The following is a 15,604-nucleotide window of genomic DNA, read 5'->3' as shown; positions in this document are numbered from 1 at the left end:
GCGTGTTTCGGAAAGACTGTCTTCAGCCCCGATCCCCAAAGAGTGAGGTCAACCGGAACAAACCGGGCAATCAGGATCCCGAGCCAGCTTCATCTCCCGCCACTGCATCTCCCAGGCATCCAGAATCAACAACCGCCCAATCAAAGGCGCCCCCACCCCGGAAATCACCTTGATGGCCTCCATCGCCTGAGTCGCCCCGATCATCCCGACCAGCGGCGCAATCACCCCCGCCTCTGAACAGGTCAGATCCTCATTGCCCTGCTCCGGATACAGGCAGTGGTAACAGGGGCTCTCCTCCCGCCGGCTGTCGTAAACCGAAACCTGACCCTCGCCTCGAATGGCCGCACCGGATACCAGGGGCACTTTCGCCGCCACACAGGCACGGTTCAGGGCAAACCGCGTATTGAAGTTATCGGTGCAATCGACCACCAGGGTTGCCTCTGCCACCGTGCGCGCCAGGGCCTCACCCTCAAGGCGCTGGTTCAGGGCAGTCACGGACACCAGAGGATTGATCCGCCGAATCCGGTCGGCGAGGCTTTCCGCCTTCGATTCACCCAGCTGCGCAGTTTCAAAACCAATCTGGCGCTGGAGGTTAGCTAGTTCGATATTGTCGTCATCCACCAGTGTCAGGGTCCCGACACCTGCGGCGCCGAGATAGAGAGCGACAGGGCACCCCAAGCCGCCGGCCCCAAGCACCAGAACCCGGGCAGACTGCAGCTTTTCCTGGCCTGAAATATCGAACCGCGGCATCAGGATCTGCCGGCTGTAGCGCAATAATTCGTCGTCACTGAGCATCTGCATCTCCCCTGTTAGGCGCCGGAGTAATGACCGCAGCGCCGGAACACCATCGCCCGAGCGTCATGCGATCCCGGTTGCCATAATCCTGGCGGGTCTCAACGTCTTGAAACCCACGCGCGCGGAACAACTCTGCCACGGCCTCCGCCTGATCAAAACCATGCTCAACCAGAAGCCATCCGTCTTCAAGCAGCCAGTCCGGCGCCTGATCCACAATCAGCCGGAGGTCATCCAGACCATCTCGGCCGGATACCAGAGCCGAGGCAGGCTCGAACCGAACATCACCTTCCTTCAGGTGATGGTCGTTATCCGGAATATAGGGCGGGTTGGAGACAATCAGATCAAATCTGCCGGGCGTGAGCTCTGAAAACCAGGAGCTCTGAACCACAGAAACTGTCAGACCAAGCGCATCGGCATTGTCACGGGCAAGCGCGACTGCCTCAGCCACGGCATCGCATGCAGTGATCTGCCACTCCGGGTGCTCACTGGCAAGCGCCAGGGCGATGGCGCCGGTACCCGTGCCCAGGTCCAGCACGCGGGCCTGCCGGGGTAACGGCAAATCCAGAGCGACTTCCACCAGGCATTCGGTATCCGGTCTCGGGATCAGGGTGGAGGCACTGACCTTCAGCGGCAGAGACCAAAACTCCTGCTGTCCCAGCAGGTGCGCCACGGGCCTTCCGGCCACCCTATCCTGCACAAGCGCCTCAAAGGCCTCGGCGTGAGCATCGGTAACCTCACGTTCCGGCCAAGCCCGGAAACTGGTCCGGCTAAGCCCCGTAATATGGCTCAGTAGCAACTCGGCATCCAGCCTCGGCGAATCGCTATCAATCCGGGCGGATGCCTTCTTTAACAGGGCTTCACAAGTCAGTGAGGATTTACTGGTCATCGGCGAGGGAGGCAAGCAGCTCGGCCTGGTGCTCCTGCTGCAAAGGCACAATTACAGCATTCAGGTCGCCAGCAATCACTTCGTCGAGCTTGTACAGGGTCAGATTAATACGATGGTCCGTAACCCGCCCCTGGGGGAAATTGTAGGTGCGGATGCGCTCGGAACGGTCGCCGCTGCCAACCAGGCTCTTGCGCGTCTCGGCCATGGACTTCTGCTGCCGCTCGGTCTCGGCATTCTGCAGCCGCGAAGCCAGCAAACTCAAAGCTTTCGCCCGGTTCTTGTGCTGGGAGCGCTCTTCCTGGCACTCCACGACAATGCCCGTTGGCAGGTGCGTAATCCGGATTGCCGAATCGGTTTTGTTCACGTGCTGACCGCCAGCACCCGAAGCGCGGAAAGTGTCTACCCGCAGATCCGCCTTGTTGAGCTCAATGGCTTCGGCCTCATCGGCCTCTGGCATCACCGCCACGGTACAGGCCGAAGTATGAATCCTGCCCTGAGACTCGGTTTCCGGAACGCGCTGTACCCGGTGGGCACCGGATTCAAACTTCAGGGCACCATAAACCCCATCGCCAGCGACACGGGCAATCAGCTCCTTGTAGCCCCCGTGCTCACCCTCGCTTTCGCTCAGAACTTCAACCTGCCAGCGCCGGCGCTCGGCATAGCGCAGATACATCCTGAACAGATCGCCGGCAAAGATGGCGGCTTCGTCACCGCCGGTGCCGGCACGAATCTCCAGGAACACGTTCTTGCCGTCGTTCGGGTCTTTCGGCAGCATCAGGCGCTGGAGCTCTTCATCCAGCTCCTCGCTTTTCTGCTGGGCCAGTTGCAGTTCTTCCTCGGCCATTTCCCGCATATCGGCGTCGCCATCTTTCGCCAGCTCACGGGCCGCCTCGATGTCGTCCAGCGAGTGCTGCCAGGCCTGGAAGCACTGAACTATGGGTTCAATCTCGGCGAACTCCCGGGAAAGATCCCGGAATTTGTCCTGCTGGGAGATGATGGAGGAATCACTGAGCAATGCGCTGACTTCCTCGAAGCGGTCGGTAAGCTGCTCGAGGCGGGATTGGATCGATGGCTTCATAGTTTTTCCGGGGTAGTCGTCGTGTCCGCGTCCAGTGCATCCAGCTGGTGCAACTCACGCAGCCACTCTGTCACCTCGGTGCGACCTTCTGTGGTGGCCTTTCGTACCTGCACAGAGGGTTCGTGCAGGAGTTTGTTGGTGAGGCCGCGTGCCATACTGCGCAGCACGGTTTCAGGATCTGTGCCGTTGCGCAGGGCGCGCAGGGCTTTTTCGGTCTCCGCATCGCGCAGCACTTCGGCGCGCTGACGGAACTGTTTGAGAGTGGACACCGCGTCCAGCGCCCGCAGCTGGTTCAGGAAATCCTGAACCCCGGACGCAACCAGATTCTCCGCTTCCCGGGCCGCACCCTCGCGGGAGCGTATATTCTCTTCGATTACCTGGCGCAGGTCGTCAACCGTGTATAAATAGACGTCGTCCAGCGAGGCCACTTCCGGCTCGATATCCCGGGGCACGGCAATATCCACCATGAAATAGGGGCGGTGCTTGCGTTTCTTCAGTGCCCGTTCAACGGCGCCTTTGCCCAGGATGGGCAATGGACTCGCGGTGGACGAAATAATGATATCAACATCGGCCAGGTGCTCGGGGATCTCGGACAGCACAATGCCCTTGCCGCCACGGGATTCTGCCAGCGCCTGAGCCCGCTCAAGTGTACGGTTGGCCACCAGGAAATCCTTCACGCCGGCATCCGCAAGGTGCCGGGCCACCAACTCGATCGTTTTGCCGGCACCGATCAGCAAGGCCTTGTTGCGGGACATGTCAGCAAAAATATGGTGCGCCATGCTCACCGCCGCATAGGCAACGGAGACCGGGTTTTCACCGATGGCGGTCTGGGTACGCACGCGCTTGGCGACCGAGAAGGTATGCTCGAACAGCCGGGACAGAAACGAACCGCTGGCGCCATGCTCACGGGCCAGGGTGTAGGCATCCTTCAATTGCCCGAAAATCTGCGGCTCGCCCAGCACCATGGAATCCAGGCCGGCGGCCACGCGCATCATGTGCCGGACAGCATCACCGTCGCGATGCACGTACAGTGCTTCCTCAAGCTCTGCGGCATCCAGGCCATGAAACCCCGCCATCCAGCGAAGCACCATGGGTGCGCAGTCGTCATCGCCGGCCAGATACAGTTCGGTCCGGTTGCAGGTAGACAGAATCGCGGCCTCGGTGGCGCCTGAGGTCGCCCTCAGCTCGGCAAATGCCTCCGCCATACGCTCGGGCGTAAACGCCACCCGCTCCCGTAATTCAACGGGGGCCGTGCGATGATTGATTCCCAGCGTTACCAGTGCCATTTCGTGGTTGTACAACCTTTTGCCGATGAGCGGTGCAGATACGCGCAATTACTGGACATTTTAACGGTCAGCGGCCTGAGCTGCCACCCAAAACCGCCATAGCTTCGGCAAGTGCGGACAGGTTGGGCAAGATCAGGCGCTTATGCCATTATAGGGATTCGGCTGAGGCCGGGACCCGATCTACCTCAAGAAAGGGGCTGGAGCGTGGTTATTTTTGATGCGTTTTCGACAGACCATGGGAAGTTGCATGCACAAGTCCGTACCGTTTCTGGTTACCTGCCTGCTTGGCCTCACACTGGCAGGGTGTGCCAGCCTTACCGGCACTGAGGAAGCGCCTTCTACTGGCGAAAAAGCCGCCATTGAGAAAAAGACGGAGCCACAGCCACCGGTTGAATACGCCGATTTCGAGCCCGAAACCCTCTATCTGCTCCTGTCTGCCGAAATCGCGGCCCAGCGCGGCCGCTATGACATTACCCTGGTGAACTACCTGAAGGCTGCCAAACAATCCCGCGACCAGGTGGTTATTGAGCGGGCCATGAGAATTGCCCAGTCCCTGAACGGTGACAACGCCCAGAAGCATCTGGCCGAACTGTGGCTGGAAATCGATCCGGATAGCCTTCAGGCCCACCGTATCTCTGCTATCCAGGCAGTAAAGGGCAACGACCTCCAGACCGCCATCCATCACATGGAGCGGATCATGGATCAGGGTGGCGACGCTGACTTCGACAGCCTGGCCGCCATGGCCGCAAATCTGCCACCGGAACAGCAACAGGAGCTGCTGGCCCTCTATAATGAAATGTCGGACCGCCATCCCGACACCCCGGAACTGGAGTACAGCATCGCGCTGCTATTGAAGGTTACCGGTCAGCCGCAGCAAGCCCTGAACAGGCTTGAACCCCTGCTGCAGGAGAATCCGAACTTCCAGCCGGCCATCATCCTCAAGGGGGACCTGCTCTACCAGACCGGCCAGAAAAGCAGCGCCCTCGATTACCTGCTGACAAACACCCGCCGCTTTCCCGGCAACCGTCAGATGGGCACGCTTTACGGCCGCATGCTTATAAATGAAGGCGAATTACAGGCTGCCCAGGACGAATTCAACCGCCTTGTTAAGCGCTACCCGGACACGCCAGGCCTGAGGCTATCCCACGCGCTGGTCGCCCTTGAGAATGGCCAGACCGATCTGGCCCGGGAAGAGCTGACCCAACTGGCCGAACAGGGCCATCATACCAGCGAAGCCAACTACTACCTGGGCCGCATTGAGGACCAGGCCGGCAACACCGAGCAAGCCATTGGCTATTACCAGAGCGTGGAACAGGGTAATTACTACTTTCCGGCCCTGGCCCGCGCCAGCTCCCTGCTGGCAGAAAACGGCCAGCTCGAGGACGCCATTGACCGCATCCGCAGGCTGCGCGAGGCCAACCCCCGGCAGGCAGAGAACTTCTGGCTGCTGGAGGTAAACCTGTTGCTGGATCAGGAGCAGCAACAGCAAGCCCTCAGCGCCGCCACGGAAGCTCTGGAAGAACATCCGGACAATATCGAGATCCGCTACGCCCGGGCCATGCTGTACGACGGCATCGGGCAGCCTGCCGATGCCGAAGCCGATCTGAAGCAGATTATCGAACAGGAGCCGGAAAACGCCGTGGCCCTGAACGCTCTGGGCTACATCCTGACCACCCGGACGGACAGGCTGAGAGAAGCCCGCGGCTACATCGAGAAAGCACTGCGACTCGACCCGGAGAACCCGGCAATCCTCGACAGCATGGGCTGGGTCCTGTTCCTCGAAGGTCAGATCGAGCCCGCGCTCGACTACCTTTCCCGTGCCTGGGCCGCCTTCCCGGACCCTGAGGTTGCCGCCCACTACGGTGAGGCACTCTGGATGAACGGTGCCGAAGAGCAGGCGCGGATTATCTGGCAGGAAGGCCTGGAGCAGGACCGCGACCACGAAGTACTCAGAGAAACCATAAACCGGCTGACCAACGGTGGTGAGCCGGAATGAAACTTGCCCGAACCCTGGCAGCACTGATGATGTTTGCCACCCTCGGTGCCTGTACCACGATTCAGATCGACCCGTTACCGGAGGGCATGACAGACCAACCCCCGGCGAACTGGACCACCCGTGCGGCCAGTCTCGGCGAACTCGATCACTGGAAGCTGACTGGCAAGCTGGCCGTCCGCCAGCCGTCGGACAGCGGAACCGCCATCATCAACCACTGGGTTCAGGACGGTGAAGCCTACGACCTGGCCCTCTCCTCGTCGTTTCTCGGCATGGGCAGCACAACGCTTAAAGGCGTGCCCGGCTTTATTGAGCTGACCCTGCCGAACGGCGAAACCTACCGCTCGGGTGAGCCGGAAGCGCTGGTCGAAGCTGCCACGGGCTGGCAGTTGCCTCTGGAAAACCTGACCTGGTGGATTCGGGGCCTGCCCTCTCCGGCCAGCGATTACCGCCTGCTGTTCGATGATCAGGGCACCCTTGCCATAATCCGCCAGAACGGCTGGGAAATCCGCTACGACCGCTGGCAGAGCTTCCTTTCCAGCTATCCTGCACTCCCCGCCCGCATCACCGCCCTCAAAGAAGAGAAGCGTGTCCGGCTGGTGGTCAGCGACTGGCAGGAGCAGCCTGAATGACACCCGACCTGATATTGCCGTCACCGGCCAAACTGAACCTGTTCCTGCACATTGTCGGGCGCCGGGACGACGGCTATCACGAACTCCAGACTCTGTTCCAGTTTCTCGACTATGGCGACGACCTTAGTTTTACCCTCACACCCGGAGAGCCCGGTGTGAGGCTCGCGGAGCCCGTTCCGGGTGTCGAAGATGACGACAACCTCATCATTCGCGCCGCCAGAGCTCTTCTGGAACGGGCTCAGGGTGACCTGCCCGGAGTTACCATCAGCATCACCAAACGGCTGCCCATGGGCGGCGGCCTTGGCGGAGGCAGCTCCAACGCCGCAACCACCCTGCTGGGACTGAACCACCTCTGGCAGCTCAAGCTGAGTATCGATGAACTTGCAGAAGTCGGCCTGAGCCTGGGCGCCGATGTACCGGTGTTTGTCCGTGGCCACGCGGCCTTCGGCGAAGGCGTTGGTGAAACACTGACCAACGCAAATCCGCCGGAAGACTGGTTTGTTGTTCTCAAGCCTGGCTGCAACATAAACACTGGCAAGATTTTTTCCGAGCAAGGGTTGACAAGGAACACCCCGAGAATCAAAATAGCGCCCGCTTTTGAGGGAGACGCCTCGAGGTACCGAAACGACTGTGAGGATGTAGTTCGAAAACTGTATCCTGAGGTTAACCAGAGCCTGGAATGGCTTTCACAATTCGGACCTGCAAGATTAACCGGAACCGGGGCTTGCATATTTGGACGTTTCCCGACAGAATCCGCAGCCCGGATCATCTGGGAAAGCAAACCCTCCGGCGTCACGGGGTTCGTAGCTAAAGGGGTGAACAGTTCACCTCTACACAAAAAGCTAACAGAGCTGAAATGATGCCAAAAAAGCACGATACTGGGGTGTCGCCAAGTGGTAAGGCAACGGGTTTTGATCCCGTCATGCGCAGGTTCGAATCCTGCCACCCCAGCCACCTTTCTCCCGCTTCTTCTGAATCAAACGCCGATACTGAGAAGGATGCCGTCGTGTCCAAACTGATGATCTTCGCTGGCAACGCCAACCCTGAACTGGCTCAGGCGATTGCCCGCAAACTCCACATTCCCATGGGTCAGGCCACTGTAGGCCGCTTCAGCGACGGAGAAACCACCGTCGAGATCAATGAGAATGTCCGCGGCCATGATGTCTTCATCATCCAGCCGACCTGCTACCCCACCAACGACAACCTGATGGAATTGATCGTGATGGCCGACGCACTTCGCCGTGCTTCCGCTACACGGGTCACCGCCGTTATCCCCTACTACGGATACGCGCGCCAGGATCGCCGGGTACGCTCTACCCGTGTTGCCATCAGCGCCAAGGTGGTAGCCGACATGATTTCCAGCATCGGCGTAGACCGGGTTCTGACCGTCGACCTGCACGCTGATCAGATCCAGGGCTTCTTCGATATTCCGGTGGACAACATCTACGCCACACCGGTCATGCTCGAAGACATCTTCAAGCAGCGCTTCGAGAACTTTGTAGTGGTATCCCCGGACGTTGGCGGCGTGGTTCGTGCCCGTGCCGTGGCCAAGCGCCTGGACGACGCCGATCTCGCCATCATCGACAAGCGTCGCCCGAAGGCGAACGTATCTCAGGTCATGCACATCATTGGTGATGTCAAAGACAAGACCTGCATCCTGGTGGACGACATCATCGATACCGCCGGCACTTTGTGCAAAGCGGCCAACGCCCTGAAAGAACACGGCGCTGCCCGCGTGGTTGCCTACATCACCCACCCGGTTCTCTCCGGCCCGGCCATTGATAACATCAATGCCTCGCAGCTGGATGAGCTCGTGGTCTGCGATACCATCCCGCTGGGTGACAAAGCGCATAATTGTGATAGAATCCGCGTCCTCGGAATGGCCGGACTGCTTGCGGAGTCTATTCGCCGCGTAAGCAACGAAGAGTCCATCAGCGCCATGTTCGAGAATGCCTGAGTGACCTTCCGGTCGTAATATCAAGGCATTACAAGCAGTTACCGGGTCGGGAGCCTACACAGGCTCCCGACTCTTTTAGTCAGCCGGAAAAATCCGGCTTTTCAGAAACATCACCTGATCCAACGCCTGGTCGCGGGCAGTTCAGGTGACGATTGAGGTTATTACCATGTCTCAGGAATTTGTTATCGAAGCATTTCCTCGCGACGATCAGGGGAGAGGTGCGAGCCGCCGCCTGCGTCGTGAGGAGCGTAAAATTCCGGCCATCATCTATGGTGGCGGAAAAGACGCTACTCCGGTTGCCATCTGGCACAACGAGCTGAAAAAAGCTCTGGAAAACGAAGCGTTCTTCTCTCACGTTCTGACCGTTGAGCTGAACGGCAAGAAAGAAAGCGTCATCCTGAAGGATCTGCAGCGTCACCCGTACAAGCCGATCCTGACCCACGCTGACTTCCTGCGCGTCGACAAGGATCACGAGATCCACGTCAACGTACCGCTGCACTTCATTAACGAAGACACCGCACCGGCTATCAAGCTCCACGGCGGCGTAGCTAACCACCAGATCAACGAAGTTGAAGTGATCTGTCTGCCGCAGAACCTGCCCGAGTTCATCGAAGTGGACATGACCACTGTCGAGATGGACCAGGTAGTTCACCTGAGCGACCTGAAACTGCCGAAAGACGTCAAGATTGCCGCCCTGCTCCAGGGTGAAGATCACGACCTGCCTGTAGTGGCTATCCACAAGCCGCGCGGTGCCAAGGCCGACGACGCCGAAGAAGGTGAAGAAGGCGAAGAAGGCGAAGACAAGGAGTAATCACTCCTGCACTGAGGAGGGCAACGGCGAATGGCGCAGGATATTGTCATGGTGGTTGGTCTGGGGAACCCCGGCGCTGACTACGAGAATACCCGCCATAACGCCGGCGCTCTCTTCGTGGAAGCTCTGGCCCGCGCCGCGGGCCAGACGCTCCGCCCCGAAAAGAAATACCACGGGCTCTACGCCCGCATTCAATGGCAGGGCCTGGACCTGCACCTCCTGAATCCCACTACCTTTATGAATCGCAGCGGCCTGGCCATCAAGGCGCTGGCAGATTTCTTCAAGATTCAGCCCCAACAGATTCTGGTTGCCCACGACGAACTCGATCTGCCCCCGGGTACCGCCAAGCTAAAGAAAGGTGGCGGCCACGGCGGACACAACGGCCTGCGTGACACCATTGCTCACCTGGGCACCAACGACTTTCAGAGACTGCGCATCGGCATTGGCCACCCCGGCGACAGCCGCAGGGTAACCGGCTACGTTCTCGGCCGCCTGGGCAAACAGGAAACCGAGGAACTGAACGCAGTGATCGACGAAATCATGCGGGTATTACCGGATGCAGCCAGCGGCAAACTCCCCGCCGCCATGAATCGCCTGCACAGTTTCAAACCGGTATAATCCGCTCAAATTTTTCCAGTACCAGCAGAGGCATTCCATGGGATTTAACTGCGGCATCGTCGGCCTTCCCAACGTCGGCAAATCCACCCTGTTCAACGCATTGACCAAATCCGGCATTGGCGCGGAAAACTTCCCGTTCTGCACCATTGAGCCTAACGCCGGTGTTGTCGCCATGCCTGATCCGCGCCTCAACAAACTGGCGGAGATCGTAAAGCCCGAACGGGTCGTCCCGACCACCATGGAATTCGTCGACATCGCCGGCCTGGTGGCAGGCGCGTCCAAGGGCGAGGGCCTGGGCAACCAGTTCCTGGCCAATATCCGCCAGACCGACGCCATTGCCCATGTGGTGCGCTGCTTTGAAGACGGCAACGTCATTCACGTGGCCAACAAGATAGATCCCGCCTCAGACATCGAAGTAATCAATACTGAGCTGGCTCTGGCCGACCTGGACACCGTTGAGAAAGCCATCAAGCGCGTTCAACGCGTTGCCAAGAGCGGTGACAAGGAAGCCAAGGCCCAGCTGGAGATGTTCGAGAAACTGCTGCCCGTGCTGAATGAAGGCAAACCGGTGCGCAGCATGAATCTGGACAAAGACCAGATGGCCCTGATCCGCGAGCTCTGCCTGCTGACCGTGAAGCCGACCATGTACATTGCCAACGTCAGCGAAGACGGGTTCGAGAACAACCCGCATCTGGACACGGTGCGCAAGATCGCCGAGTCGGAAAATGCCGTGGTTGTGCCTATCTGCAACAAGATAGAAGCCGAAATCTCCGAACTGGAAGACGATGAAAAATCCATGTTCCTGGAAGAAATGGGCATGGAAGAGCCAGGCCTCGACAGGGTTATTCGCGGCGGCTACGGCCTGCTGGGCCTGCAGACCTACTTTACCGCCGGGGTGAAGGAAGTCCGCGCCTGGACCGTGAAAATCGGCGCCACAGCGCCTCAGGCCGCCGGCGTGATCCACACCGACTTCGAACGCGGGTTCATCCGGGCAGAAGTGGTGAGCTATGACGATTTCGTTCAGTACAACGGCGAAGCCGGGGCCAAGGATGCCGGAAAATGGCGCCTGGAAGGCAAGGAATACATTGTGAAAGACGGCGACGTTATCCACTTCCGCTTCAACGTGTAATTTTTCAGGAAAAACTGGGCCCCAAGCCTTGACAGAAAGGGCCCAAATACTGAAAATACGCGCCTCGTTTGGGGCGATGCCCAAAGCGAAATGGCAAGGTAGCTCAGTTGGTTAGAGCACAGCACTCATAATGCTGGGGTCGGCGGTTCGACTCCGCCCCTTGCTACCAAGATTCAAAGGGTTGCGACTCACGTCGTGACCCTTTTTTTATGGTTGTCCCCTTTTTGTCCCCCGCCTGCCCCTTCTGGTCCGCAAACCCCATAGTCGCTATGATGCCCTCAAAGGACTAACAAGGTGGCGAGGTTTATCGATGGCCGAAGATAGCAAAACGGTTTTCTCCAGGGTCTGCGAAAGAGTGAAGAGCAGGCTTTTTAGGGGCGGTGTTTCCAAACCGAATGTGAGCTCTGAGGACTTCGACCAGCTAATAGACGACATTGCGATCGCCGCTCACCAGTCCTACGGACTAGCTGAGGGTGATAAAGAATCACTGCTAAAACACGTGAAAAGCAGCGTGCTCAACAGCAATGGAAACAGCACCTACTATAAGCTAAAGAACGCAATGTCGGTTTACGAAGCAAGAAACAAAATCTACTTGGATGAACACGAACAACTCAAAAAGATAGAAAACGCCCAGGCCCGACGAGCCCTTTTCTGGAGAGCAACCACCACGTTTACGGTAGCCCTGATCATCTTTCTTTTCTATTGCCTTGCTGATTACCTTGGCATCGCAATGCCGTTATCAAGGGTAGCGATCTGAACGTTAAGCAAGAATCTCCGCACACTATAAGGAAGTGAATTTGAAGAATCTCATTCTGATTGCCCTGGTCGCCTTCGGCGCGTGGCAGTTCTATCAGTCGAAGCAACCCGAAAGCCAACCCACTCCAGTGGCTAATCCAATGGCTGAGCATAAAGCATTGATCGAGGAAGCCAAGCGTGTAACCAGTTTTCATTGTGACGGTAGGCAGCACTGCAGTCAGATGACGTCCAGGGCAGAGACCGAATTCTTTATCCAGAACTGCCCAAACACCAAGATGGACGGTGACGGTGACGGCATTCCTTGTGAAAACGATTCCAGGTTCTAGCCCTTTCAAGGATCAGAGTTGAGATACCGGCGATAGCTTCCTGGCCGACTCGGTTCAGGGGCTTCATGGTCAAATCTCCTCTTCTTCCATCTGTTCCAGGAGACGGGGAATGTTGACCATGCGGTGACGACCGATCTTGTGGGTCGAAATGTAGCAGCGCTTAACCCAGCCTTCTACTACGCCCTGGTCTACACGGACCTAGTCGGCGAACTCGCGCCAGTCCATAAGTGGAGGCCAGTTAAGCTGTTTAATGCGTTCGGCTAGTTGTTCGTCTATCATGGTCATTGGTCAAAAACGTCCAGAAACGGCTAATTCCATATCTACTTAAGCTATATTAGCTTACCTAGAACGGTTTAGCCTTTTTGGCTTAAGTCATTTTTATATTATTTATGATCAAAGAACGGGTTATAACCATCATCAAAAATTCAGGGATGAAGAACCCGGAGCTGGAAGCGAAAACGGGGATAGGTCGCTACACCTGGCAAAATGTCAGGAACAAGCCGGATCGTGAGCTGAAGACAGAGGAGATAGAGGCGGTTGTGAAGCTCTATCCTCAATATGCTCTCTGGATAGCTTCAGGAGAGATAGCACCTGAAGTCGGGCAAACTAGCCCTGAATACGACGCAGTGAACTCAAAGTTAGACAGTCACGCCGAGGGATAGCAGTCACGAAAAAAGTCATGGAAAGATGGTTCCAGGATCGGCACGACTAAAGGACGCAGTCATGAAAGGATTTCTAGTTTCTCTTTTGGCAATTTCTTTTCTCCCCGCAACGCAAGCAGGCTCACTGAACGAAACAACCCAGCACCTGACGAGAGCAATTCAAGATCAAGTCACGACCAGCCTTTGGGAAGGACGCTGCTCTCGCCCGGAAGCCCTACGCCTTCACGCGAACTGCTTTGTAAATCCGAATGGAGTGGCACTATGGGAAATGGCCGGGCCAGAGCGTGAAAAATGGAAACCAGTGGCAATTCAAGAAAAGATTAGGCTTCAAAGGGAATATAAAAAGAATGTTGAAGTCGCGAAAGAGAAGGGAAAAATGACAGCACATGAGTATAAGTTGAACCAACAAATGTGCGATTTTTGGAAGCAACAAACAAAAAGCCAGAAGCAACAGAGAAAGATAGCCGAACACTGCGGCGACGGTACAAATCGTTAAAGTTCAGACAAGTAGAAAATTTGAGGGATGCAATGAAGCTACAGAGCCTGATGATAAAAAATTTCAGGGGTATCAGTTTTGCAGAAATTGATATAGACAATTTTACGACACTAGTCGGACCAAACAACATAGGTAAATCTACAATACTTCACGCGCTTAACCTAATTTTAGACAACAAAAAACCTAAAATAGAAGATTGGCCTGGGCAGAAAGAATCCGATGAGGAAATGGAAATAAAGTGTATTTTCCACAAAATTGAAGATTGGGAAAGAAGAAAACCAGCAATATCGAAGCTGCTACACGAAGACCAGCTTATAATTAAAATGACAGCATCATGGAACGAAGAAAAAACTGAGTTTGTGCATGAATACTCTGTTTATAATAGTGAAGTACAGTACCCATGGTCTGAAGAGAACTTTTCAACGGTCAAAAAAGATCCTGAGGTCAACAAAATATTCTCCAATTTCAACGTATCAAAAAAAGCTGACTTCGATTCTCAAAGAGAAGAAATAGAGGCTTTTACCCAAGAGAATTACAGCGACCTAGTTACAACGTCTACGGATTGGCACGTGAAGAGGTTTGCCAACTCTCTGCAACAAGCTGTACCGCACGTGATGTACGTCCCTGCAAGCTTCAAAATAGAGGACGAGCTTAAATCTACAAACAACTCACCATTCTCGTTTCTCTTTACCAACAAGCTATTTCCACATGTAAAACGAGATGACTCCTACCAGGACTACATAGATAGAGCGGAGCACCTCCAAAACAAACTTCAGGGGAAACTGGAAGAAGAGAATGAGATAGAAGGGTTGTCGGACGCATTAAAACAGGTCTCCGATACGCTAAACCAAGTCTTGGACTTTGACTCTAAAATAAAGTTAGCGATTGGAGATATAGATATAGAGCCTCTGTTTATGAAAGCGGCGACTTTTCTGGTTGATGATGAAATAGAAACAAGCCTTGCATACCAGGGTTCTGGTGTCCAACGAGCATTGGCGTTTGCAATGCTTGAAAGCAATGCTACAGCTGAAGCTGAGGTCGCCGGAAACGAAAGGTCAATTATTGTTCTGTATGAGGAACCCGAACTCTATATACACCCACACCTGATGAGGAGACTTAAAAATACTCTTCAAGAAAGATCGAACTCTGAAAAATGGCAGGTTATCTGCTCTACTCATTCACCGTTTTTGATAAATATTGCGGAAAGGCCCGAGTCACTCAAGCTTTTATCCAGAGGCGCTAACAATCAACGAAACGTCCATCAAATATCAGAAGACATATTTGAAAAGGATGGAGAGTATGATGAAAGAATGATGCTGAGAGCAGCACTGGATTTCCACCCTACAGTATGTGAAAGCCTTTTTGCCAAAAGAGCTGTTATCGTTGAGGGAGACACAGAAATAGCGGTTTTCAGTAGAATTGGCGATCTTGCTGAAAAATTGGGAACTAAAGAATTAATAGACAAAGATACAACGCTAGTGTCGGCCGGAGGTAAGTGGACGATCCCTGCTCTTGCCCGAGTTTTAAACTGTCTGAATATTGAATATAGAATAATACACGACACTGACAGGAAAGAATTTACTGACGATGAGCTAGAGAAACTACCGGCCATACACCCATACAATGCAAATAAAAAAATCGCATCTGTCTGCCCTAATGAGTGGATATACAAAGTTGAAGACACTTTCGAGCATGTTTTATGGGAACGGGGCGAAACAGGGTCAATGAAATCAAGCGACAAACCATTCCACTCATGGAAGAGAATAAGGGACTATTTGGACGGGCGAGTACAGCTCTCTGAAAACAGCGAAAAAACTCTGCGTGAAATAATTGAGTTCGCGTTCGGTTAACAAACTCGGAGCCCCGTTGAAGGTAAAAGGCACCAAACACCTGTCCCTTGACCACTTGCCCCTCGGCGTGTCTTTTTATGCGCTTAAACGGGCTCCTGAATTCCACAACCATATGTTTTTGAGCGCTTATGACCTTTAATGCATGCTTCGCACAGGTCTCATAAAACACTGCTTCGGTTATTGCTTGAATCCAAGATTAGAAGGCATAAATTGAATGGAAGCAAAAAAATTCGCATTCGTTAGTGGAGCTGCAGAGCGAGAGTACAAGGAATTACCCGAAACCATCTGTAAACATCCCTGTTTCAGTTGCACCGCTGATTAGAGTTTTC

At 55.3% G+C, this 15,604-nt stretch carries 16 protein-coding genes and 2 tRNA genes; 14 read left to right on the top strand and 4 right to left on the bottom strand.

Annotated elements, in window-relative coordinates:
* Positions 1-48 precede the first annotated feature (48 nt).
* The 4 genes from A8B84_RS09165 to hemA are packed head-to-tail and all read right to left on the bottom strand — an operon-like array spanning position 49 to position 4,045.
* On the bottom strand, positions 49-795 hold the full coding sequence (locus A8B84_RS09165) for a HesA/MoeB/ThiF family protein (protein WP_064228302.1): 747 nt from the start codon (positions 793-795) through the stop codon (positions 49-51).
* On the bottom strand, positions 785-1,681 hold the full coding sequence (gene prmC, locus A8B84_RS09160; protein WP_064228301.1) for a peptide chain release factor N(5)-glutamine methyltransferase: 897 nt from the start codon (positions 1,679-1,681) through the stop codon (positions 785-787). Before prmC ends, A8B84_RS09165 begins: the two co-directional genes overlap by 11 nt.
* Positions 1,671-2,759, bottom strand: a complete 1,089-nt coding sequence (prfA, locus tag A8B84_RS09155; protein WP_064228300.1) for a peptide chain release factor 1 — start codon at positions 2,757-2,759, stop codon at positions 1,671-1,673. Before prfA ends, prmC begins: the two co-directional genes overlap by 11 nt.
* Complete coding sequence (gene hemA, locus A8B84_RS09150; protein WP_064228299.1) at positions 2,756-4,045, bottom strand: glutamyl-tRNA reductase; 1,290 nt, start codon at positions 4,043-4,045, stop codon at positions 2,756-2,758. The genes prfA and hemA overlap by 4 nt, the downstream gene beginning before the upstream one ends.
* A 247-nt stretch (positions 4,046-4,292) precedes the next feature.
* On the opposite strand from hemA, the gene A8B84_RS09145 reads away from it, so the two are divergent.
* From A8B84_RS09145 to A8B84_RS09080, 14 genes are all read left to right on the top strand, one after another.
* Positions 4,293-6,041: a tetratricopeptide repeat protein gene (locus A8B84_RS09145; RefSeq protein ID WP_064228298.1), complete on the top strand. Its 1,749-nt coding sequence runs from the start codon at positions 4,293-4,295 to the stop codon at positions 6,039-6,041.
* Positions 6,038-6,670 (top strand): lipoprotein insertase outer membrane protein LolB, encoded by a 633-nt coding sequence (gene lolB / locus A8B84_RS09140; protein ID WP_064228297.1) that lies wholly within the window; start codon positions 6,038-6,040, stop codon positions 6,668-6,670. Before A8B84_RS09145 ends, lolB begins: the two co-directional genes overlap by 4 nt.
* Entirely contained in the window at positions 6,667-7,530 is an 864-nt protein-coding gene (gene ispE, locus A8B84_RS09135) for a 4-(cytidine 5'-diphospho)-2-C-methyl-D-erythritol kinase (protein ID WP_064228296.1), read from the top strand. The genes lolB and ispE overlap by 4 nt, the downstream gene beginning before the upstream one ends.
* Before the next feature lie 19 nt (positions 7,531-7,549).
* Positions 7,550-7,624, top strand: a tRNA-Gln gene (locus A8B84_RS09130).
* A gap of 52 nt (positions 7,625-7,676) precedes the next feature.
* On the top strand, positions 7,677-8,627 hold the full coding sequence (locus A8B84_RS09125; RefSeq protein WP_008176348.1) for a ribose-phosphate diphosphokinase: 951 nt from the start codon (positions 7,677-7,679) through the stop codon (positions 8,625-8,627).
* Positions 8,628-8,793: 166 nt separating this feature from the next.
* A complete protein-coding gene (locus tag A8B84_RS09120) occupies positions 8,794-9,438 on the top strand; it encodes a 50S ribosomal protein L25/general stress protein Ctc (RefSeq protein WP_064228314.1) in 645 nt (214 codons plus the stop codon).
* Positions 9,439-9,468: 30 nt separating this feature from the next.
* Positions 9,469-10,056 carry an aminoacyl-tRNA hydrolase gene (gene pth, locus A8B84_RS09115; RefSeq protein WP_064228295.1) on the top strand — a complete coding sequence of 196 codons (588 nt, stop codon included), beginning with the start codon at positions 9,469-9,471 and terminating at the stop codon, positions 10,054-10,056.
* 37 nt (positions 10,057-10,093) lie between these two features.
* On the top strand, positions 10,094-11,185 hold the full coding sequence (gene ychF, locus A8B84_RS09110; protein WP_064228294.1) for a redox-regulated ATPase YchF: 1,092 nt from the start codon (positions 10,094-10,096) through the stop codon (positions 11,183-11,185).
* A 92-nt stretch (positions 11,186-11,277) separates the two neighbouring features.
* A tRNA-Met gene (locus tag A8B84_RS09105) sits at positions 11,278-11,354 on the top strand.
* A gap of 141 nt (positions 11,355-11,495) precedes the next feature.
* Positions 11,496-11,942 carry a hypothetical protein gene (locus A8B84_RS09100; protein WP_064228293.1) on the top strand — a complete coding sequence of 149 codons (447 nt, stop codon included), beginning with the start codon at positions 11,496-11,498 and terminating at the stop codon, positions 11,940-11,942.
* Between the two features lie 40 nt (positions 11,943-11,982).
* The gene (locus A8B84_RS09095) at positions 11,983-12,267 is read left to right on the top strand and encodes an excalibur calcium-binding domain-containing protein (protein WP_064228292.1); all 285 of its coding nucleotides are present in this window, start codon (positions 11,983-11,985) and stop codon (positions 12,265-12,267) included.
* 389 nt (positions 12,268-12,656) lie between these two features.
* Positions 12,657-12,929, top strand: coding sequence for a hypothetical protein (locus A8B84_RS09090; protein WP_064228291.1), 273 nt, complete (start codon positions 12,657-12,659; stop codon positions 12,927-12,929).
* 61 nt (positions 12,930-12,990) lie between these two features.
* Positions 12,991-13,425, top strand: a complete 435-nt coding sequence (locus A8B84_RS09085) for a hypothetical protein (RefSeq protein WP_064228290.1) — start codon at positions 12,991-12,993, stop codon at positions 13,423-13,425.
* Positions 13,426-13,457: 32 nt separating this feature from the next.
* Positions 13,458-15,275: an ATP-dependent nuclease gene (locus A8B84_RS09080; protein ID WP_064228289.1), complete on the top strand. Its 1,818-nt coding sequence runs from the start codon at positions 13,458-13,460 to the stop codon at positions 15,273-15,275.
* The last annotated feature ends 329 nt before the right edge of the window (positions 15,276-15,604 follow it).

Source organism: Marinobacter sp. EhC06 (assembly GCF_001650915.1).
Lineage (GTDB): Bacteria > Pseudomonadota > Gammaproteobacteria > Pseudomonadales > Oleiphilaceae > Marinobacter.
Note: the sequence above shows the minus strand (reverse complement) of the source record. Positions and strands in the feature narration are given on the sequence as shown.

Bases quoted from the DNA above. Each gene is read 5' to 3' on its own strand.
- A8B84_RS09100 (WP_064228293.1), top strand. From the start codon at position 11,496: ATGGCCGAAGATAGCAAAACGGTTTTCTCCAGGGTCTGCGAAAGAGTG.
- lolB (WP_064228297.1), top strand. From the start codon at position 6,038: ATGAAACTTGCCCGAACCCTGGCAGCACTGATGATGTTTGCCACCCTC.
- A8B84_RS09145 (WP_064228298.1), top strand. From the start codon at position 4,293: ATGCACAAGTCCGTACCGTTTCTGGTTACCTGCCTGCTTGGCCTCACA.
- A8B84_RS09165 (WP_064228302.1), bottom strand. From the start codon at position 795: ATGCTCAGTGACGACGAATTATTGCGCTACAGCCGGCAGATCCTGATG.
- prfA (WP_064228300.1), bottom strand. From the start codon at position 2,759: ATGAAGCCATCGATCCAATCCCGCCTCGAGCAGCTTACCGACCGCTTC.
- A8B84_RS09085 (WP_064228290.1), top strand. From the start codon at position 12,991: ATGAAAGGATTTCTAGTTTCTCTTTTGGCAATTTCTTTTCTCCCCGCA.
- hemA (WP_064228299.1), bottom strand. From the start codon at position 4,045: ATGGCACTGGTAACGCTGGGAATCAATCATCGCACGGCCCCCGTTGAA.
- A8B84_RS09090 (WP_064228291.1), top strand. From the start codon at position 12,657: ATGATCAAAGAACGGGTTATAACCATCATCAAAAATTCAGGGATGAAG.
- A8B84_RS09120 (WP_064228314.1), top strand. From the start codon at position 8,794: ATGTCTCAGGAATTTGTTATCGAAGCATTTCCTCGCGACGATCAGGGG.
- ispE (WP_064228296.1), top strand. From the start codon at position 6,667: ATGACACCCGACCTGATATTGCCGTCACCGGCCAAACTGAACCTGTTC.
- prmC (WP_064228301.1), bottom strand. From the start codon at position 1,681: ATGACCAGTAAATCCTCACTGACTTGTGAAGCCCTGTTAAAGAAGGCA.
- ychF (WP_064228294.1), top strand. From the start codon at position 10,094: ATGGGATTTAACTGCGGCATCGTCGGCCTTCCCAACGTCGGCAAATCC.
- pth (WP_064228295.1), top strand. From the start codon at position 9,469: ATGGCGCAGGATATTGTCATGGTGGTTGGTCTGGGGAACCCCGGCGCT.
- A8B84_RS09080 (WP_064228289.1), top strand. From the start codon at position 13,458: ATGAAGCTACAGAGCCTGATGATAAAAAATTTCAGGGGTATCAGTTTT.